Annotated in this window: 19 protein-coding genes; 12 read left to right on the forward strand and 7 right to left on the reverse strand. The window is 66.8% G+C overall.

Annotation, left to right across the window (positions count from 1 at the left end):
- Positions 1-57 precede the first annotated feature (57 nt).
- A complete protein-coding gene (locus AC3FOF_RS34445) occupies positions 58-384 on the reverse strand; it encodes a hypothetical protein (RefSeq protein ID WP_017224137.1) in 327 nt (108 codons plus the stop codon).
- A gap of 116 nt (positions 385-500) precedes the next feature.
- Positions 501-1,385 carry a helix-turn-helix domain-containing protein gene (locus AC3FOF_RS34450; protein ID WP_488729148.1) on the reverse strand — a complete coding sequence of 295 codons (885 nt, stop codon included), beginning with the start codon at positions 1,383-1,385 and terminating at the stop codon, positions 501-503.
- 409 nt (positions 1,386-1,794) lie between these two features.
- Between AC3FOF_RS34450 and AC3FOF_RS34455 the strand changes: the two genes are divergently transcribed.
- Positions 1,795-2,781 carry a Bug family tripartite tricarboxylate transporter substrate binding protein gene (locus tag AC3FOF_RS34455; protein WP_488729149.1) on the forward strand — a complete coding sequence of 329 codons (987 nt, stop codon included), beginning with the start codon at positions 1,795-1,797 and terminating at the stop codon, positions 2,779-2,781.
- 127 nt (positions 2,782-2,908) lie between these two features.
- Here the strand turns inward: AC3FOF_RS34455 and AC3FOF_RS34460 are convergent, their stop codons facing one another.
- The gene (locus AC3FOF_RS34460) at positions 2,909-3,253 is read right to left on the reverse strand and encodes a YgiW/YdeI family stress tolerance OB fold protein (protein WP_017224140.1); all 345 of its coding nucleotides are present in this window, start codon (positions 3,251-3,253) and stop codon (positions 2,909-2,911) included.
- Between the two features lie 213 nt (positions 3,254-3,466).
- Here AC3FOF_RS34460 and AC3FOF_RS34465 point away from each other — a divergent pair, with 213 nt between their 5' ends.
- The 7 genes from AC3FOF_RS34465 (at position 3,467) to AC3FOF_RS34495 (ending at position 12,910) form a co-directional block, all read left to right on the forward strand.
- Positions 3,467-4,612 carry an exonuclease SbcCD subunit D gene (locus AC3FOF_RS34465; protein ID WP_488729150.1) on the forward strand — a complete coding sequence of 382 codons (1,146 nt, stop codon included), beginning with the start codon at positions 3,467-3,469 and terminating at the stop codon, positions 4,610-4,612.
- Entirely contained in the window at positions 4,609-7,686 is a 3,078-nt protein-coding gene (locus tag AC3FOF_RS34470; RefSeq protein ID WP_488729151.1) for an AAA family ATPase, read from the forward strand. The genes AC3FOF_RS34465 and AC3FOF_RS34470 overlap by 4 nt, the downstream gene beginning before the upstream one ends.
- Before the next feature lie 425 nt (positions 7,687-8,111).
- On the forward strand, positions 8,112-8,795 hold the full coding sequence (locus AC3FOF_RS34475) for a 3-oxoacid CoA-transferase subunit A (protein WP_017223939.1): 684 nt from the start codon (positions 8,112-8,114) through the stop codon (positions 8,793-8,795).
- 20 nt (positions 8,796-8,815) lie between these two features.
- Positions 8,816-9,463 (forward strand): 3-oxoacid CoA-transferase subunit B, encoded by a 648-nt coding sequence (locus AC3FOF_RS34480; protein ID WP_017223938.1) that lies wholly within the window; start codon positions 8,816-8,818, stop codon positions 9,461-9,463.
- A 152-nt stretch (positions 9,464-9,615) separates the two neighbouring features.
- Positions 9,616-10,818, forward strand: coding sequence for a 3-oxoadipyl-CoA thiolase (pcaF, locus tag AC3FOF_RS34485; protein WP_017223937.1), 1,203 nt, complete (start codon positions 9,616-9,618; stop codon positions 10,816-10,818).
- 216 nt (positions 10,819-11,034) lie between these two features.
- Positions 11,035-11,766, forward strand: a complete 732-nt coding sequence (locus tag AC3FOF_RS34490) for an SDR family NAD(P)-dependent oxidoreductase (RefSeq protein WP_017223936.1) — start codon at positions 11,035-11,037, stop codon at positions 11,764-11,766.
- A 124-nt stretch (positions 11,767-11,890) separates the two neighbouring features.
- Positions 11,891-12,910, forward strand: a complete 1,020-nt coding sequence (locus tag AC3FOF_RS34495) for a Bug family tripartite tricarboxylate transporter substrate binding protein (RefSeq protein ID WP_017223935.1) — start codon at positions 11,891-11,893, stop codon at positions 12,908-12,910.
- A 216-nt stretch (positions 12,911-13,126) separates the two neighbouring features.
- On the opposite strand, the gene AC3FOF_RS34500 is transcribed toward AC3FOF_RS34495, so the two are convergent.
- Positions 13,127-13,348 (reverse strand): hypothetical protein, encoded by a 222-nt coding sequence (locus AC3FOF_RS34500; RefSeq protein WP_035805078.1) that lies wholly within the window; start codon positions 13,346-13,348, stop codon positions 13,127-13,129.
- Positions 13,349-13,714: 366 nt separating this feature from the next.
- On the opposite strand from AC3FOF_RS34500, the gene AC3FOF_RS34505 reads away from it, so the two are divergent.
- Positions 13,715-14,266 (forward strand): PadR family transcriptional regulator, encoded by a 552-nt coding sequence (locus tag AC3FOF_RS34505; RefSeq protein WP_488729152.1) that lies wholly within the window; start codon positions 13,715-13,717, stop codon positions 14,264-14,266.
- A gap of 118 nt (positions 14,267-14,384) precedes the next feature.
- On the opposite strand, the gene AC3FOF_RS34510 is transcribed toward AC3FOF_RS34505, so the two are convergent.
- The gene (locus tag AC3FOF_RS34510) at positions 14,385-15,386 is read right to left on the reverse strand and encodes an NAD(P)H-dependent flavin oxidoreductase (RefSeq protein WP_017223932.1); all 1,002 of its coding nucleotides are present in this window, start codon (positions 15,384-15,386) and stop codon (positions 14,385-14,387) included.
- Positions 15,387-15,430: 44 nt separating this feature from the next.
- The gene (locus tag AC3FOF_RS34515; RefSeq protein WP_430869471.1) at positions 15,431-15,811 is read right to left on the reverse strand and encodes a nuclear transport factor 2 family protein; all 381 of its coding nucleotides are present in this window, start codon (positions 15,809-15,811) and stop codon (positions 15,431-15,433) included.
- A gap of 382 nt (positions 15,812-16,193) precedes the next feature.
- Between AC3FOF_RS34515 and AC3FOF_RS34520 the strand changes: the two genes are divergently transcribed.
- Positions 16,194-17,216, forward strand: a complete 1,023-nt coding sequence (locus tag AC3FOF_RS34520) for a tyrosine-type recombinase/integrase (protein WP_488729153.1) — start codon at positions 16,194-16,196, stop codon at positions 17,214-17,216.
- Between the two features lie 185 nt (positions 17,217-17,401).
- Positions 17,402-18,421 (forward strand): UDP-glucose 4-epimerase GalE, encoded by a 1,020-nt coding sequence (galE, locus tag AC3FOF_RS34525; protein WP_017224195.1) that lies wholly within the window; start codon positions 17,402-17,404, stop codon positions 18,419-18,421.
- Positions 18,422-18,579: 158 nt separating this feature from the next.
- On the opposite strand, the gene AC3FOF_RS34530 is transcribed toward galE, so the two are convergent.
- Positions 18,580-18,885 (reverse strand): H-NS histone family protein, encoded by a 306-nt coding sequence (locus AC3FOF_RS34530; RefSeq protein WP_017224196.1) that lies wholly within the window; start codon positions 18,883-18,885, stop codon positions 18,580-18,582.
- 352 nt (positions 18,886-19,237) lie between these two features.
- Here AC3FOF_RS34530 and AC3FOF_RS34535 point away from each other — a divergent pair, with 352 nt between their 5' ends.
- Positions 19,238-19,849, forward strand: coding sequence for a flavin reductase family protein (locus AC3FOF_RS34535; protein ID WP_017224197.1), 612 nt, complete (start codon positions 19,238-19,240; stop codon positions 19,847-19,849).
- The last annotated feature ends 108 nt before the right edge of the window (positions 19,850-19,957 follow it).

Here is a 19,957-nt window from a genome sequence, read left to right on the forward strand (position 1 = left end):
CCCTGTCGCCGGGGTGGCGCAAGCCCGCGTTTCGGCGCGGGCTTGCCGCCGCGGTCTTCAGAAGGTCTTCCTGCCGCTCTGGTACGCACTCACGATGCGGTTCATTTCCGCTACCAGCGCTGCGGGCCCGGCAGGCAGGGCGCGTGCAATGCCTTGCATATAGCCAAGCAGTTCCTGCCTGGCCGCCTCGGCGAAATCCATGGTGACGGCCTGGTCCTCATACAGCAGCACGTAGGAACGCGCAAAGCCGTACAGCAGGAAATAGGCCGCGGCGTGGGCCGGGTCGGTGTCGATCAGGTCGCGGGTGGCGTTCTTGACCGCCACGAAGGCATCGGTGCCGGGAAGCGAATCCTGGAATTGCTGGAGTGTGGTTTCAAGCGTCATGGCGCAATGGTTCGAGGGCTGTTGGTGAAGACTGGTGAAAACCGAAGACCGGATGGGTCGTGCGAAAAAACGATGCAAGGCTATCTAACTTGCAAGCCTCGTGGAACGGGGCTCGCTCATACGCTGTTCAGCATGCGCCGCAACAGGGCGGCGCCGTCGCGGCCCTTATAGGCGCGCTGCCACAGGTCATTGACCATGGCGGTGTAAAGCCGCACCGCCTCGGGTGCGGCGGTGACGGTGGCGATGCCGGTCGAGACATTGGGAAACTCCCCGAAACGGAACGGGCTGGTCGCTACATAGGCCTTGCCCGGACGCTCGAATACCTGGAAGGTGGCATTGGGCATGCTGCCGTCGACAATGCCGATCTGCAAGCCGATCGGTTGCGCCTCCAGCAGCTCGATCACGCGCTCGACTTCGCGCCGGGCCGCCAGCGAGCGCTCCATGCGCACCGCCGGTGGCAGGTCCAGCCGCCCCACCAGCCCGAAATGCACGAAGCGTTCGAGCGAGCGCAGGTCGATCAGGCTGGTGATGGGCGGCACGCTGCGGGCGAATGACTGCTTGCGTTCCTCCAGCAGTTCCAGCAGCGCGTCGATGGTCGCCGCTTGCGGCGGCTGCGGGCTTTCGCCCAGCATCTGCCGCAGGTGGCCGGCGTAGCCGGGCGAGGTCAGCAGATAGGAAATCGGCTCGAAATGGGCCAGGATGCGGGTGGCCCCATGTTCGAGCTGGCGCATGCGCTCGATATACGCCACGGCCGAGTGGTAGTACTCCGACTCCACTCCCAGCATCGAGGCCAGCGAGGTGCCCAGCAGGTGAGCCAGGCGGCCAAGCGTCTCGATCTTGACGATATCGCCCTTTTCCATCCGGTAGATCGCCGCGCGCGAAACGCCCAGCTGCTCGGCGATGGCTTCCGCCCGCAACCCCGCGCCGAGGCGGTAGGCGCGCAGGCGATTGCCGATCTCGATGAAATCGACGGGTATGCCGGCAGCCAGCGGAGCATCCATCCTGGGGAATCTCAAAAAGAAGACAAGGCTCATCCTAGCATGGGCTGCCGCGGAATGGCGAGAGAAGGTGAGGATGCGAGGGGGCGGCGTGCATTGCCCCCTCACCCTGGCATCACCGCGGTCTCCGGCAATCCCACCCGGCGGCTGAAGCGTGATCGGCCTGGCGCCGATAAAGCGATGACGGCCTCCTGGCATCGAAAGCCGGTTTTGTGCATCAAAGTGCATTTAATGCGTGTTTTTGGTGCGGGCAAGCGCTCATTCTGCTTCGCATGGTCTCGTAAACGAGACTTGGCTAGTTTTTTGGATGGCATGTATATTGCGATCCAGCACTGCCGGGCCGGTGATGCTGGCCACCCCCATCACGCTTTTCAGACTGAAGGCGCGCCTCGGGCGCAAGAAAATGAATCCGATGAAGAAGTCCCTCGCCAAGGCGCTGTCCGCCGCCGTCACGACTGTCACGTTGTCCCTCGCCGTCACTGTCCCGCCCGCTCTTGCCGCCGGGTATCCGGAACGGCCCATCACCATCGTCGTGCCTTACGCCGCAGGCGGCAGCAACGATATGGTGGCGCGCGTGCTGAGCCAGCGCCTGGGCCAGGACCTGGGGGTCTCGGTGGTGGTGGACAACGCGCCGGGCGCAAGCGGTACCATCGGCGCGATCAAGACCATCAATGCGCCGGCCGACGGCTACACGCTGCTGCTGGGATCCAACAGCGAAATCTCGATTGCCAGGCTGACCAATCCGAAGATCCGGTACGACGGGCAGCGCGACCTGGTGCCGCTGCGCATGGTGGGGTCGCAGCCCATGGTGCTGGTGTCCGGCGCGCAATCGGGCATTCATGGCGTGAACGGCTTCCTGGCGCTGGCCAAGAGCAAGAAGCCGGTGAACTATGGCACCTCGGGCATCGGCACGCCGCTGCACCTGTCGGGCGAACTGATTCGCGGCGCCAGCAAGGTCGATATGACCCATGTGCCGTACAAGGGCGGCGCGCCCGCCATCGCCGACCTGATGGCGAACCAGATCGAACTGGGCGTGCTGGTGCTGTCGACCGCGCTGCCGCAGATCAAGTCGGGCAAGCTGCAGGCCATCGGCGTGACTTCGGCCACGCGCTCGCACGCGGCCCCCAATATCCCGGCCCTGGCCGAGAGCAAGGCCCTGGCGGGCGTCGACATGCGCCTGTGGTTCGGGCTGTTCGCGCCAGCCAACACGCCCAAGGCCGTGACCGACAAGCTGTCGGAGGCACTCGCTCGCGCCATCAACGCGCCCGAGGTGAAGAGCAAGCTGTCCGAGGCCGGTGTCGATATCGACGCGAAGGACGCGGCGGCTTTCCGCGGCTTCATCGCCCGGGAGACCGAGGCGTACCGCAAGATCGTCAGCGAAGCCAATATCCAGGAGTAAGGTTCAGGAGTAAGGCTGCCCGGGCCGGCCGCCGCGCAGTTGCCAGCACAAAGCCCGGGCGCGAAAGCCCCGGGCTTGGTGTTTTTTACACTCCTGGCTCCTCTTGCGCGAATCGCGCGACGACGGCTCAGAGCAGGCGGATCTGCTTGACCTTGAACTTCGGCTCGCCGACCCATTCCTTGTCGTATTCGCCGATCAGTTCCACCTTGGTGGCCGCGCCGACCGGCTGCCCGGCCGGCCACAGCCGCTGCTTGATCTTGACGCGCATCTGCCCGGTGCCGTCATCGAACCGGTAAAGCTCGTGGCCGACGCTGCTGACGATCTGGCCGCGCAGCACCGCCGGCTGGTCGTCCCTGCCATCCGCCTGCAAGGCCTTGACCGTGGCCACGGGTACCGTCGACGGCCCGACGTATTGCGCCTGCGCCATCATGGCCGTGGCTGCCAGCGTTGCTGCGATCAGAATGCGTTTCATCTTTGCTCTCCCTGGGTTGGCTGGATCGGGTCTGGCGCTTTTGCACCAGCACCGGCGTATTGTGGCGAGCGCGGGCTGAACCGAAACTGAACGGCTGGCGGCAGGCGTTTATGATGGCGCTTGCGCTCGCCGCCCGTGCCCCGGTCCGCGACCCGCCCAACACCGCTTCAGCGCCGGCGCTGCGCCGGCCATCGCTCCAACAAGGGATTCACATTGCGTTTTCTTCACACTGCCGACTGGCATCTCGGACGCGTGTTCCACGCGCGCAGCCTGCTCGAAGACCAGGCCTGGGTGCTCGACCAACTGCTTGCTCTGGTCCGCGACCTGCGGCCCGATGCGGTGCTGATCGCCGGCGACGTCTATGACCGCGCGGTGCCGCCTCCCGAGGCGGTGGCGCTGCTCGACGACGTGCTGGCGCGCATCGTGGTGGACGCGGGCGTGCCGGTGGTGATGATCGCCGGCAACCACGACAGCGCGCAGCGGCTCGGCTTCGGCGCGCGGCTGCTGACGGCGCAGGGTTTGCATGTGGCCGGCCTCGCCGGGCGCGAGGCGGCCTGCGTGACCTTGTCCGATGCGGCTGGCGAGGTGCGGATCTATGCCTTGCCCTATGCCGAGCCCGCGGCCGTGCGCGATGCCTTCGGCGTGGAACTCCCTGGCCACGAGGCGGCGCTTGCCGCTCGTCTGGACGCGATCCGGGCGAGCCATCCGGCGCATGCGCGCTCGGTGGTGGTGGCGCATGCGTTCGTGATCGGCGGCGAGGCCAGTGAATCCGAGCGCCCGCTTTCGGTGGGGGGCAGCGGTGCCGTTGCCGCGAGTGTGTTCGACGGCTTCGACCTGGTCGCGCTTGGCCACCTGCACCGGCCGCAGACATTCAACGAGCGGATCCACTATGCCGGCTCGCTGCTGAAATACTCGCTGTCCGAGGTCACGCACGCCAAGTCGGTCTCGCTGATCGAGCTGGCCGGCGATGGCACGGTCGGCATCGAGCCAATCGCGCTCTCGCCGCGGCGCGACCTGCGCATCGTCGAAGGGCAACTGGCCGATCTGCTGGCGCAGGCCGCCGCCGATCCGCGCCGCGACGACTATATCCACGCGGTGCTCACCGATGCCGGTGCCTTGCTCGACCCGATGGCCCGCCTGCGCCAGGGCTACCCCAACGCACTCGCGCTCGAGCGGGCCGTGCTGACGCGCAGCGGCGAGGCCGGGGCTGCCGGGCAGCGCCTGCGCCAGCTGGACGCCGGGGAACTGTTCGCCGACTTCTTCAAGGAGGTCGCGGGCGAGGCGCTGGACGAGGACAAGCGCCGCGTGCTCAACCAATTGCTCGAAGGCATTGCTGCCGCCGACCGGGAGTCCGCATGAGACCGCTGCGCCTGAAACTGCAAGCCTTCGGCCCCTTTGCCGCCAGCGAGGAGATCGACTTCAGCCGGCTCGGGGAGCGGGCCTTCTTCCTGATCCACGGCCCCACCGGCGCGGGCAAGACCACCTTGCTCGACGCCATCTGCTTCGCGCTTTACGGCGATACCTCCGGTGGCGAGCGCAGCGCGCAGGACATGCGCAGCGCCAATGCCGATCCCGGCCTGCGCACCGAGGTCACGTTCGAGTTCAGCCTGGCCGGCCAGCGCTACCTTGCCACGCGCTCGCCGGCGCAGGAGCGGCCCAAGCTGCGGGGCGAGGGCACCGTCAAGGAAACACCCAAGGCCCAGCTCGACGCGATGGGCGAGGGCGGCTGGACCAGCAAGGCCAGCCAGCCCAACAAGGTGGATGACTACGTGCGCAACCTGCTGGGTTTCGACAGCAGCCAGTTCCGCCAGGTGATCGTATTGCCGCAGGGGCGCTTTCGCGAACTGCTGACGGCCGACTCCAAGAGCCGCCAGGCCATCCTGGAACGCTTGTTCCGCACCGAGCTGTACCGGCGCGTGGAGGACTTGCTCAAGGGCCAGGCCGCGGGCATCCGCCAGCAGGCCGAGCGCTTGCACATCGAGCAAGCGGCGCTGCTGCAGCAGTATCAGCTTGAATCGGTGGATGCGTTGCGGGAGCAGGCGGCGGCGCTGCAGGCCCGGCTCGATGCGCTCAGGCAGCGCGACGGCGCCGCGCGCACCGCGCTGGAGCTTGCCGCGCTGGCCAGCCGGCAGGGCGAGCATGCCGAAGCACGCCTGCGCGAACAGCGCGAGACCGAGGCGGCCCACGCCGCCCTGCTGGCGCAACGGCACGAGGTGGAGGCGCAGCGGCTTCGCCTGCAGGCGGCGCGCAGGGCCGCGCAGGTCGAGCCCTTCGAGCAACACCTGGGGCAGGCCGGGCAGGAACATCAGCAGGCACAGCAGGCGCTGGCCACGGCAAGCGCGCGGGCCAACGCCTGCGCGATGGCCTCCGCAGCGGCGGCAACGGCGCTGGAGACCGAAGTGGCCCGTGCCGGCGAGCGCCAGCTGGCGCAAAAGCATGTAGCCGAACTGGAGGCCATGCTGCCGCAGGCGCAACGCCTTGGCGCCCTGCAGCAGGATTTGCAGCACGCGGCCAGCCAGCAGGCGCAGAAGGCCGCAGCCCATGCCGGCGCCGTGCAGGCGCAGCAGCAGGCAAGCGTGGCGCTGCGGCAGGCCGAGGCCAGCCTGGCCCAGGCGCAGGAAGGCGCGCGCGGGCTGGAGATGTTCCAGCTCCAGCAGGCCGGGCTCGCCCAGCAGGCGGCCACGCTCGACAAGTACGCAGCCACGCTGGCGCAATGGGAACAGGCGCGGCATCAGGCGCAGGCCGACCAGCGCGCCGCGCAACAAACCGCCACGCGGCAGGCGCAGGGCGCCTTGCAACTGCGCGAGACCGAACTGGCCTGGCGGGCGGGCCAGGCCGCGCGGCTTGCCGAGGGCCTGCGCGACGGCGATGCCTGCCCGGTCTGCGGGAGCGCTGCCCATCCTCATCTGGCCTTGCATGTCGAAGCGCCGGTTTCCGACGAGGCGCTCGAGCACGCCCGCGAGGCGGCCCGGCTCGCCGACCAGGCCGCCCAGGGCGCGGCCAGCCGGGCACAGGCCGCGCTGCTGGCGGTGGTGCATCGCCAGGAACAATTGGACGAACTGCGCGCAGCCGTGGGCGCCGCGGAAATGCCGCCCGGCGCGGCGCAGGATCCGGCCGCCGCCAAGCTGCGACTGGCCGAGGCTATCCAGGCGCTGCGCACGCAGCAGCAGGCGGCCGGGCTGGCGGCCAGCCAGTGCCAGCCGCTGGCCGCCGAACTGGAGCGGCAGCGCGGCGCACTCGCGACTGCGGAAACCGCCATCCGCGCGGCCGATGCCGCCGCGCAGGACGCCGGCCAGCGCCACGCCAGGCTGCAGGGCGAGTGGCAAGCGGCTTGCGCGCAGGTGCCGCCGGACCGGCGCGAGCCCGAGCGGCTGGCACGCGCCCTGGCGCAGGCGCGGCAGGATCTTGCCGCGCGCGAAGCCGCATTGGCCGCGGCGCAGGGCGCCGACAAGCGTGCCGGCGCGGACCTCGCCGCGGCGCAGGCCGCGCAAGCCGCCGCGCAGGCCAGCCTTGCCGGCCATGCCCAGCGCGAGCAGCAGGCGGGCGCCGTGTTCGCCAGCGCACTGGAACAGGCTGGCTTTGCCACGCGCGAGTCTTATGCCGAGGCGCGCCTGCCGGGCGCGCAGGCGGGGCAGCTCGAAGCCCTGGTCAATCGCTTCGACCTGGATCTTGCCGCCGCCACCGATCGCCGCGAGCGCGCCGCCCTGGCCGCGCGGGACCTGGCGGCGCCAGACCTGCCGGCCCTGAGGCAGGCGCAGGCCGACGCCGCCGCCGCGCTGGAAGCGTTGGTCGCGCAGCAGGCCGACCTGCATCGCAGCCGCGAGAACCTGCTGCAGTGCCAGCAACGGCTGGATGCCCTGGCCGCCGAGGGCGCGGAGATCGAGCGCAGCTATGCGGTGCTCGGGCGCCTGGCGGAAGTGGCCAACGGCAACAATCCGCGCCGCATCACTTTCCAGCGGTTCGTGCTGGCGACCTTGCTCGACGAGGTGCTGGAGGCGGCTTCGCTGCGGCTGATGCGCATGAGCCGCAGCCGCTACGAACTGCAGCGCGTGCGCCAGCAGGGCGACCTGCGCAGCGCCGGCGGGCTGGACCTGGAGGTGTTCGACCACGATACCGGCATGGCGCGCCCGGCCAATACGCTGTCCGGCGGCGAGGGCTTCCTGGCCTCGCTGTCGCTGGCGCTGGGGCTGGCCGACGTGGTGCAGTCACGCGCGGGCGGCATCCAGCTGGATACGCTGTTTGTCGACGAGGGGTTTGGCACGCTCGACCCCGAAAGCCTGGATTTCGCCATCCGGACCCTGATCGACCTGCAGCAGGCCGGCCGGCTGGTGGGCATCATTTCCCATGTGGCCGAATTGCGCGAGCGCATCGACGTGCGGCTGGAGATCCGGCCCGGGGTGGGCGGCAGCCGGGCGGCGCTGCAATTGCCATAGAAGGCCGGGAACGCGTGCCCCGCCGAGGCGTGAAGGGCGTAAGCTCTGCCTTGTTTCCGCCCCGGCCGGCACCACGCGGAAGGCCTGCCCGCAAGCTGGCTTACAACTGGCCTACGATCGTGTCCGGCAACCGCACAAGCGATTTTCCGTTGCCTTGACCACCTCCGGATAGGGGGTGTAATCTGTTCATTCTGCGAATTGAAGTTCGCAATTAGAACAAATCAGAATAATCAGAACAACCAGAAAAATCAAAGTCTGTTGGATTCGTGTCTGGCGAAGCACCTTGCGCAGTCAATGCATGGCGTGCAAGCCGGATGGACCTTCCGGCAGGACTGTCCGGAGACAGCGTTTGCGCGCCGCCTGATTTCCCTGCTTGGCGGCCGGTTCCCGGATAGTTCGTCCGGACTCTCGGAACTGGAACGCAAGTGATCAACAAGCTATTCGACTCGGTGGAATCGGCCATGGCCGACATCCACGACGGCGCCACCATCCTGATTGGCGGTTTTGGCATGGCCGGCATGCCGGCGGAGCTCATCGACGCGCTCATCGCCCAGGGTGCCCGCGACCTCACCATCGTCAACAACAACGCGGGCAATGGCGACACGGGCCTGGCCGCGCTGCTCAAGACCAAGCGTGTGCGCAAGATCATCTGCTCCTTCCCGCGCCAGGCCGATTCCTACGTCTTCGACTCGCTCTACCACGCCGGCGAGATCGAGCTGGAACTGGTGCCGCAGGGCAACCTGGCCGAGCGCATCCGCGCCGCCGGCGCCGGCATCGGCGGTTTCTTCACCCGCACCGCGTACGGCACGCCGCTGGCCGAAGGCAAGGAAACCCGCATCATCGACGGCCAGGGTTATGTCTACGAGACGCCGATCCATGCCGACTTCGCGCTGATCAAGGCGCTGCGCGCCGACCGCTGGGGCAACCTGACCTACCGCAAGACCGCGCGCAACTTCGGCCCGATCATGGCCATGGCGGCCAAATGCCCCATCGTGCAGGTCAGCGAGATCGTCGAGCTCGGCGAGCTGGACCCGGAACACATCGTGACCCCGGGGTTGTTCGTCAAGCGCGTCGTCAAGATCGACGGCGCCAGCCAAGCTGCCGCCTGAGCGCCAAGGAGATCCCCAATATGCAACGCCTGACCCGCGATCAGATGGCCGCCCGCGTGGCCAAAGACATTCCCGACGGTGCCGTGGTCAATCTCGGCATCGGCCTGCCCACCCTGGTCGGCAATCACCTGCCGCCCGACCGTGAAATCCTGCTGCACAGCGAGAACGGCCTGCTCGGCATGGGCAAGGCGCCGCCCCCGGGCGAGGAAGACGGCGACCTGATCAACGCCGGCAAGCAGCCGGTCACGATCAAGCCGGGCGGCTCGTATTTCCACCATGCCGATTCCTTCGCCATGATGCGTGGCGGCCACCTCGACTTCTGCGTGCTCGGCGCGTTCCAGGTCTCGGAGAAGGGCGATCTGGCCAACTGGCATACCGGCGCACCGGGCGCGATCCCTGCCGTGGGTGGGGCGATGGACCTGGCCATCGGCGCCAAGGAAGTGTTCGTGATGATGGAACACCAGACCAAGCAGGGCGAAAGCAAGATCGTGCCGCAATGCACCTATCCCCTCACCGGCATGGCCTGCGTCACGCGCATCTATACCGATCTCGCGACCATCGATGTCACGCCCGACGGGCTGGTGGCGCGCGACCTGGTCGAGGGCTTGTCCTTCGAAGAGCTGCAGCGCCTGTCCGGCGTGCCGCTCAAGCAAGGCGCCACGGCCTGACGGCCTGGCAGGCGCGGCGCGTGCCGGGTGCCTTGGGCGCCGGCGGCGCGCCGCCGTCCCGCGCACGCATCCCGGCGCGTACGCTTCCAGGCTGCACGCTTTCACGCACAAGCCTTTCACGCACAAGCAATAGAGAAACCTGAGAGACAACCATGACCGAAGCCTTCATCTGCGACGCCATCCGCACCCCCATCGGCCGCTACGCCGGCAGCCTGTCCGCGGTACGCCCTGACGACCTGGGCGCGGTGCCGCTCAAGGCGCTGATGGCGCGCAACCCGAACCTCGACTGGTCGGCCATCGACGACGTCATCTATGGCAACGCCAACCAGGCGGGCGAAGACAACCGCAACGTGGCGCGCATGTCGCTGCTGCTGGCAGGCCTGCCGCAGAGCGTGCCGGGCGCCACCATCAACCGCCTGTGCGGTTCGGGCATGGACGCCACCGGCACCGCGGCGCGCGCGATCAAGGCCGGCGAAGCCGGCCTGATGATTGCCGGCGGCGTGGAAAGCATGAGCCGCGCTCCGTTCGTCATGGGCAAGGCTACCAGCGCCTTCTCGCGCGACGCGCAGATTTTCGATACCACCATCGGCTGGCGTTTCATCAACCCCGCCATGCGTGCGGCCTATGGCGTGGACTCGATGCCCGAGACCGCCGAGAACGTCGCCACCGACTACAAGATCAGCCGTGAAGACCAGGACCTGATGGCGCTGCGCAGCCAGGAGAAGGCTTCGCGGGCGCAGGCCGACGGCACGCTGGCACAGGAAATCACGGCCGTGACGATCGCCCAGAAGAAGGGCGATCCGCTGGTGGTGGAGCGCGACGAACACCCGCGCGCCACCAGCATGGAAGCGCTGGGCAAATTGCGCGGCGTGGTGCGCCCGGACGGCACCGTGACCGCGGGCAATGCCTCGGGCGTCAATGACGGCGCCTGCGCCATCCTGCTCGCCAGCGAAGCCGCGGCCCGCCAGCACGGCCTGACGCCCAAGGCCCGCATCGTCGGCATGGCAACCGCCGGCGTGGCACCGCGCGTGATGGGCATTGGCCCGGCGCCGGCCTCGCAGAAGCTGCTCAAGCAACTGGGCATGACCATCGACCAGATGGATGTGATCGAGTTGAACGAAGCCTTCGCCGCGCAAGGCCTGGCCGTACTGCGCGAACTCGGCGTGGCCGACGACGATGCGCGCGTCAACCCGAACGGCGGCGCCATCGCACTGGGTCACCCGCTTGGCATGAGCGGCGCCCGCCTGGTGACCACCGCCATGTACCAGTTGCACCGCACCGGCGGCCGCTACGCGCTGTGCACCATGTGCATCGGCGTGGGCCAGGGCATCGCCATGGTGATCGAACGCGTCTGACCAGCCGCGTCCGACGTCATCCGCGCCGTGGGCTCCGGCCCGCGGACGCCGACCGCTCAAGATCTCTGCGCCCCTGCCGTTAGTACCTGGCGGAAGTGCAGGCTGAGACAGTTTCCCAACGCAAAGAAGCAGCGCGACAGGGCCGACCAGCTCGCCGGCTCCTGTCGCATCCTCTTCAGCATGACCCGGCGCGGTTGTCGCCGGTCGGAGTAAGTGATGTCCCTTCCCGTTGCCACGCTCGTTACCGGTGCCAGTTCCGGTATCGGCCGCGCCATCAGCGAAATGCTGCTGGCCGATGGCGTGACCCAGGTGGTCAATGTCGACTATGTCGCCCCCGCCTGGTCGCATCCCAATATGACGTTTTTCCAGGCCGACCTGACCGATGCCGCCGCGACCCGCGCGGTGGCCGAACAGGTGACCTCGCGCTTCGCCGTGACCCGGCTGGTCAACAATGCCGGCGCCACCCGTCCCGGCACGGCGGATACCGCGCGCGTCGAGGACCTCGATTATGTGGTCGGCCTGCACCTGCAAGCCACCCTGCTGCTGACGCAGGCCTGCCTGCCCGCGATGCGCGCGGCAGGCTTCGGCCGCATCGTGAACATGGCCTCGCGCGCAGCGCTGGGCAAGCCGGAACGCGTGGTGTATTCCGCCACCAAGGCCGGCCTGATCGGCATGACCCGCACGCTGGCAATGGAACTGGGCGGCGACGGCATCACGGTCAATGCCGTGGCGCCGGGCCCGATTGCCACTGAACTGTTCCGCAAGAGCAACCCCGAAGGCAGTGAGCAGACCAGGCGCATCCTCGCCAGCATCGCGGTCAAGCGCATGGGCACGCCGGAAGACGTGGCGCGCGCCTCGATGTTCTTCCTGTCGCCGGAGAACGGTTTCGTCACCGGGCAGGTGCTCTATGTGTGCGGTGGCACCACGCTCGGCGTGGCGCCAGTGTAAGTCCCGCGGCGTGGGTGGGGCCTGTCGCGCCAGCGTAATCATGGCGCCGCACTTAGTCAGTACAAACTAAAAAGAAGGCCCGCGCCACAAGCGCGGGCTCACAGCGAACTTTCCTGGAGCAAACATGAAATCCGATTCCCGAGGCCGTACCCTGCACAACGGCGCGCGCCGCCGCCTGCTGGCTGCCGGCGTGGCACTGGCTGCCACCTTTGGCGGCATGACCGGTGCTGCCTATGCCCAAGGCAACTACCCGACCAAGCCGATCACCCTGATCGTGCCATTCTCGGCCGGTGGCACCACCGACATCCTGGCGCGCATCGTTGGCCTGCAACTGGGCAAGGCGCTGGGCCAGCCGGTCGTGATCGATAACCGTCCGGGCGCGGGCGGCAATATCGGCGCGTCGCTGGCGGCCAAGGCCCCGGGCGATGGCTATACGCTGTTCATGGGCACCATCGGCACCCATGCCATCAACCAGTCGCTGTACTCGAAGCTGCCGTTCGATCCGGTCAAGGACTTCGCGCCGATCACGCGCGTCGCCATGGTGCCGAACATCGTGGTGGTGAACCCCAAGGTACCGGTCAATAACGTCAAGGAACTGATCGCCTACGTCAAGGCCAATCCGGACAAGCTGTCCTACGGTTCGTCGGGCAGCGGTTCGTCGATGCACCTGTCGGGCGAGCTGTTCAACTCGATGACCGGCCTGCATATCCAGCACATCCCGTACAAGGGCAGCGCCCCTGCGGTGAACGACCTGCTGGGTAACCAGATCGGCCTGATGTTCGACAATATGCCGTCGTCGTACCCGCATGTGAAGGCAGGCAAGCTGCGCGCCATCGCCGTGACCTCGGCCAAGCGCTCGCCCGCGCTGCCGAACGTGCCGACCGTGGCCGAATCCGGCGTGCCAGGCTATGAAGCCACTTCCTGGTTCGCGCTGTACGCCACCGGCGGCACGCCGCAGCCGATCGTCGATCGCCTGAACGCCGAAGTGGTGAAGATCCTGGCCATGCCGGAAGTGCAGAAGCAGATGGCCGACCAGGGCGCGGAACCGCATCCGGAAAAGCCGGCCCAGCTGGCCGCGTTCATGAAGCTGGAAGCCGCCAAGTGGGCCAAGGTGGTGAAGGCTTCAGGCGCCACCGTGGACTGATGGCAAGCCCCGGCCCGGATGCAATGCCCGGGCTGGCGAGCGCCAATGAACCGGCCCTTCGGGGCCGTTTTTTTTGTGTCGGCCGGTTGTTGTTGTCAAAGAAAAAAGCCCGCGATTTCTCGCGGGCTTAATCCTGGCCCGCGCACACCGGGCAGGAGGAGACGGGGAAAAACAATAAGGCGAAGCGGCAGCGAGGGAGACGGCGCACCCGGCCGTTCAGGCCAGGTTGTACTTGACGACCTGCTCTTCCACACCGACGAAACGCACCAGCTGGCGCAAGCCGCTGGCGTACTCCTTGATATGGTGGCCTTCCGGCGTATCCGGCAGGCGGTAATACACCGGCATTGCCGCTGCCGGCACCGGTTGCCACGCTACTCGCGTGCCATCGGCTTCCCACGGAACATCTCTGTCTTCGGCGAACTCTGCTTGTCCTTGCATGGACCACTCCTGGTGGATGACGGCATGCGCTGCGCGGGGGCCGAGAACTGGCGACAGGCATGCAGAATGACTATGTCTGCAAATGTATTGCACCTCGTTGGAAAATGCCATTTCGTATTTTTTAAATCTGGGTCCGCTTTGACATTGATTTGTAATATTTGCTGTAATTAACCGCGCTATATCGGGCCGCCTGTGCGGGCGCGGATCCATCGCCGGGTGCGAGGCAGGAGGTATCCGGCGGCATATGCTTCGGTGGGTCCTGCCCGGGCAGGGCTTTGCGCTACCATAGGCGTTCGCCCTCAAAGCCAGGCCGGCGTGGCGTTTTCCCACCCGGCGGCCGGCTTCCACGTCACGCTTTCCTCTTGCATGTCCGTTCAGCACGCACTCCTGACTTCCCTACTGGAAAAACCATCCTCCGGCTATGAGCTGGCGCGCCGTTTCGATCGTTCGATCGGCTATTTCTGGCATGCCACGCACCAGCAGATCTATCGGGAGCTGGGCCGCATGGCCGAGCATGGCTGGATTGCCGCGGAGGAAGGCGAGGGCGATGCGAGAAACCGCAAGAAGGTTTATTTCGTGCTGTCGCCGGGGCGCGAAGAGCTGGCGCGCTGGGTGCTGGCGCCCACCGCCGGACTGGACCTGCGCGATGAAATCCTGGTCAAGCTCCGCGCCGATGCCGTCGTGGGCCCGCTAGGGCTGGGCCCGGAGATGGAACGGCTGATCGGACTCCACCGGGAGCGTCTCGATACCTATCGGGAGATCGAGCTGCGCGATTTCTCCGCCGCACAGCCGACGCGCGGCCAACAGCTGCAGCATGCCTTGCTGAAGCGTGGCATCCGGTATGAAGAGGATTGGGTGTCGTGGGCGGAGGAGCTGCTGCCGCTGCTGGCCCTGGCCAGGCAGGAGGACCCGGCCTGAGGCGCCGCGTGTTGCCGGCGCCCGCATACTGCGACAAACACCCCCGCCAGCCGCGCGGGGGCAAGGGCAATCCGGCGCGGCCAAGCGCCGGATTGCCAATGATGACCTGATGGCGTGCTCAGGCCAGGTCGGCGGAGACCGCGCCGCCGGCGTGCGCCGTCTGCGGAGCGAGGCCGAGCCGGCGGCGTGCCAGCGCGTATTCCTCGGCGAAGCGGCGCACCAGGTCGGCCGCCGGCACTACGCGCTTGATCGCGCCCACGCCCTGGCCTGCGCCCCAGATGTCCTTCCACGCCTTGGCGCTGCCCGAGCCGAAATTCATCTTGGACGGATCCGATTGCGGCAATGCCTCCGGATCGAGTCCGGCATTGACGATACTTTGGCGCAGGTAATTGCCGTGCACGCCAGTGAACAGGTTCGAGTAGACGATGTCGGCGGCGTTGCTGTCGACGATCATCTGCTTGTAGCCGGCCTGTGCGTTGGCCTCCTCGGTGGCGATAAAGGCCGAGCCCACATAGGCCAGGTCGGCGCCCGCGGCCAGCGCGGCGAGGATGCCGTCGCCGCTGGCAATGGCGCCCGACAGCAGCAGCGGACCGTCGAACCATTCCCGGATTTCATGCAGCAGCGCGAACGGCGACATTACGCCGGCATGGCCGCCCGCACCCGTGGCGACCGCGATCAGGCCGTCGGCGCCCTTCTCGATGGCCTTGCGTGCAAAGGTGTTGTTGATGATGTCGTGGAGCACGATGCCGCCATAGGAGTGGACCGCGTCGTTGACCTCGGTGCGCGCGCCCAGCGAGGTGATGACGATGGGCACCTTGTAGCGCACGCACAGTTCCAGGTCGTGGTCGAGCCGGTCGTTCGACTTGTGCACGATCTGGTTGACCGCGAACGGCGCCGCCGGACGATCCGGATGCTTGGCGTCGTGCTCGGCCAGTTCGGTGGTGATGCGGTCCAGCCAGTCGTTCAGTACCGGGCCTGGGCGGGCATTGAGCGCGGGGAAGGAGCCGACCACGCCGGCCTTGCACTGGGCGATCACCAGGTCGGGGTTGGAGATGATGAACAGCGGCGAGCAGACCACCGGCAGCGAAAGGCGGTTCTGGAGAATGGCGGGAAGCGACATGGCGTTTTTGCGAAAGTGGAAACGGTAGAACGGATTTGGCGCGATCAGGCGGTGGCGCCTTGCAGCACGGATTTCTGGCTGGCGAGCCGGGCGGCCATCGCGGCAGCGAGCGCATCGAGGCCGCTCTTGGGACGGACCATGACCTCGAAGTCGTCGATCTTGCCGGCTTCATTGAAGCGGATCATGTCGATGGCCTTGACGGACTTGCCGTCGACGGTCGCGCTGAACTCCAGCACCACGCTGCGGCCATCGTCGCTGACGAAGGAGCGGTGATAGGTGAAGTCCTGGAAAACCTGGTTGACGGATTCCAGCACCAGCCGCAGGGCGACGCGGCCGGGATAGGGCGTGTGGGCCACGGGTGAATGGAAAACCACTTCGTCGGCCACGATGCTGTCCAGGTCGGACATGGAATGGGTGGCGATCATGCGGTGCCAGGTTGCCAGCGAGGCCTGGGCTGCCGCTGACAGGGTTGCTTGGGTCACAGTGTCTCTCCTCCGGGAAGGGCCGGGGGCGTAGGAATCGCCTGTTCCGGCAAGCTGCGGTACGCCATTGCGCTCCGGCCGCTGGTGTCCCGAATCACAACGAGGTTCAGACTCAGGGCACCAAGGCCACGGCATGGCGGCTTATCCATCGCTATGCAACCAGTTGCATAGCGATGGATAGAAGGTAGCAGCAGCCGACGCCGATTGCAATGGCCCTGTGCGCGATGCGTACAGAAGACTTGTCTATCGGCTCGCTCATGGGCTCGGTCTTTTGTGGCGAGTTGTCTACAATACCGGCATTGCCCTAAACCATGCAGGAGCGCGAGTGAGGACTGACATTAGCGCCAACGGGCCTGCCAAGCCACCCTCGGCCCTGTTCGATGCGGACCTGGAGGCCTGGCGCACGCAACCGGAACGCGCTTTCGACGGCTGGCTGGCCCGGCATGGCTTTCGCCAGGGTACAGCCGTGGTCTATCGCGCGATGTGGGGCAAGCTATTGCGGTGGTCGGGCGAGCGTGGCGTGGCACCGCTGGCCTGGTCGGCCGAGCAGATCGGTGCTTTCCTCGACGAGCAGGAATTGCACAAGCACCACCGATACCGCTATGCACGGCTGATCGAGCGGGTTTTCCATCATCTCTCCCAACTGCAGGACGGACTGCACAACCCGGCCAGCCAGGCAGTGCGCGCTCACCTCGCCGAAGGCGAGAACGATCCGACCGCCTTCCTGCTGCCCGCCGAGCGCGAGGCGCTGATTGCACGGGTGCTGGCGCCGGCGCTGGTGCCGCCCGGTCCGGACGGGGGCGCGCCGTCGCCCACGCAATGGAAGCGCGCGCGCGATATCGCGCTGGTGGCGGTTATGCTCGGCGCGGGCCTCAAGGTGGGAGAGGCCCGTGAACTACGCACCGACAGCATCGCGGCCGATGCCGGTGCGCTGCACCTGGTGCGCGCCGACAATGGCCGCGCCTACGATGCACCGGTGTTTGCGTTCGCGCGGGCAGCCCTGCTGGCGTGGCTGGATATCCGCGTGGCCGCGGGCACGCTTGGCAGCCTGGTGTTCCCGGCGATGCCGAACGGGCGGGCGCTGCACGCCGCCTCGCTCTATCGCCGGGTGGAAATCCTGCTCGACGAGGCCGGCGTGCTGGCCGGGCGCCGCGAGCGGGCCTCCCCGCAGACGCTGCGCAATACCTGCGGTGCACTGCACTTCGAGGCGGGCGCGGCCCCGGCCGAGGTTGCCCAGCGCCTGGGCATGCGCGACCTGGAGTCCGGCTGGCGCCTGCGGGCGGCCTTCGAAGCCTGGCAGGCGCGCACGGGACTCACGGCGCCGCCCGGTACCGGCGGGCGCGCCTGACACGGGAATGGATGATGCCAACTGTTATGCTTAGCCGGCATTTCAACCTGACGCCGGAGATCCTGCCGGGCAGGGCCGGCTCGCATGCCGGTGGCCGGAAGCCACGTTTTCACCCCTTGCGCCATATCGTGCGCGCTCTTCAGGCGCCCGTTCCGTCTCTTTTCTCAACTTATTGATGAATCGCTATGTCTGAAACTCTGCTGCTCACGGGAGCCACCGGTTATATCGCGTCGCACACCTGGGTCGCCTTGCTCGAGGCCGGCTATCACGTGATCGGCCTGGATAATCTCTGCAACAGCAATCGCATCGTGGTGGAGCGCATTGCGCGGATTACCGGCCAGCACCCCCATTTTGTCGAGGGCGATGTCAGGGACCGGGCTTTGCTGGACCGCTTGTTCGCGGAACACCGCATCACGGGGGCGATTCATTTCGCCGCGCTCAAGGCGGTGGGCGAATCCGTCAGCAAGCCGCTGGATTATTACGACAATAATCTGAATGGCCTGCTGACGCTGTGCTCCGCCATGAACGCGGCCGGCGTCAAGCAACTGGTGTTCAGTTCGTCCGCCACGGTGTACGGCAATCCGCATGCGGTACCGATCCTTGAGGATTTTCCCCTGTCGGCCACCAATCCCTACGGCCAGACCAAACTGATGGGTGAGCAGATCCTGCACGACCTGGAACGCTCCGATCCGTCCTGGCGCATTGCCTACCTGCGGTATTTCAATCCGGTGGGCGCGCATGAAAGCGGCCTGATCGGCGAAGACCCGGGCGGCATCCCGAATAATCTGATGCCTTATGTGGCGCAGGTGGCCGGCGGCCGCCGCGAGAAGCTGATGGTGTACGGCGGCGACTATCCCACTGTCGATGGCACGGGTGTGCGTGACTACATCCATGTCTGCGACCTGGCCGACGGCCACCTGGCTGCCCTGGTCTACCTGCGGGACAAGCAGCAGTGCCTGACGGTGAATCTCGGCACCGGCCGCGGCTACAGCGTGCTGGAGGTGGTGGCAGCCTACCAGCGTGCCAGCGGCCGGCCCGTGCCTTATGAAATCGTGGGGCGGCGCCCGGGCGATATTGCCTCGTGCTATGCCGATCCGGCGTTGGCGCAATCGATGATCGGCTGGCGCGCGCAACACGATATCGAGCGCATGTGCGTGGATTCGTGGCGCTGGCAATCGATGAATCCGCTTGGATTCGCTGCGTGACCCGCAGCGCCGGGCCACTTCCGTTTCCGCGCATCCCGGGATGGCGCTGATCGGGGTGGTGCAAACAGGAACGGCCGGGCAAAAGCCCAGCCGTTTTCGGGATTGCAGCCGGCAGGTGGCGGGTTGGGTTCGGCCACCGCGCCAGCTGCGGTCCCGGTTCAACCAATCAGGAAGTCTTCGATATTCTTGCCGGAAGCCAGGGCCTGGGTCAGCCAGCCCGGGCGCTTGCCACGGCCGGTCCAGGTATTGCCTGCGCCGTCACGGTAGCGGACCGGCACCTTGCGGGTTGCCTTCTTGCCGGGAGCAGGCTTGCTGCCGAAACCGAGGTCGTCCGCGGTCAGTCCATATTGCTCGATTTTCTGGCGAATATCGGCGATGACGGAAGCCTGCTCACGTGCCTTGATTTCCTCGGCTTGCTTCTGCAGTTCGCTGATTTTCTGAACAATTTCCTGATAAGTCGCCATTAGGGGCCTCGATTTACTGGGTGGGCGTGATGAGTCCGATGAATTATAACGTCATGAAGGAATCCTGCAAACGATTTTAACCCTGGTGGGATGAATTCTGATAAATCGCAGGTAGCACCTAATTAATGAACTTCTGTGCGCGCGGCCGGTCATCGGCGCGAATCGATTTTGGCGCGGCAAGCGCTTGGCCAAGGCGGTAAAATCACCACGATAGTGCGGTTTTCGCATTCCGCCGGTTTTGCAATGACGCAACGGAATAACCTTTCCCCGCGTATTGGCGGACTCCAGGAGTGCGTTTGCTGCAACAATGCCGGTCTGTCCGCCCCCGACCGAACACGCTGCCAACCCTGCCATGTTTCCCGATCCGACCCAGTCCGGCGCCGAGCCCTCGTCCCAGGTTGTTCCCGTAGAACTGGCGAAAGCCTACCGCCTGTTGAACCACGGCCCGGTCACGCTAGTCACCAGCGCTCACGCTGGCCGGCGCAATGTGATGGCCGCGTCATGGGCCATGCCGCTGGACTTCCAGCCGCCCAAGGTGGCGGTGGTCATCGATGCGCGCACGCTGACGCGCGAACTGGTCGAGGCCTCGGGGGAATTTGTCCTGAACATTCCCGCTCGCGCGCAGGCGGCCGCCACGCTGGATGTCGGCTCGCACTCCGGCCGCGCGAAAGACAAGTTTGCCGCTGCCGGGCTGGCTACCTTCCCGGCGCGGGAAGTCGGCGCGCCGCTGCTGTCCGGCTGCCTGGGGTGGCTGGAGTGCCGCGTCATCCCCGAGCCGGGCAATGCCCGGCGTTACGATCTGTTTATTGCCGAAGTGGTCGCTGCATGGGCCGATCCGGCTGTCTTTTCCGAAGGGCGGTGGCATTTTCCCGATACGGAGTGCCGTTCGATACACTATCTCTCCGGCGGCGCATTTTTTGCGACCGGCGAGGGTTTCCAGGTGCCGCCTGGGGGCGGCGAGTGAGCAGGGCAGAGGGGCACCCCGGCGGCGCCGGGGGATGCCCGGGTGGAGTCCCCGGACACGCGGCGTGCAGGGTACGGTACGCCGCTCAAGGAATCGCGAAGCCCCGCC

It is taken from the genome of Cupriavidus sp. 96C5-1, from assembly GCF_057798855.1.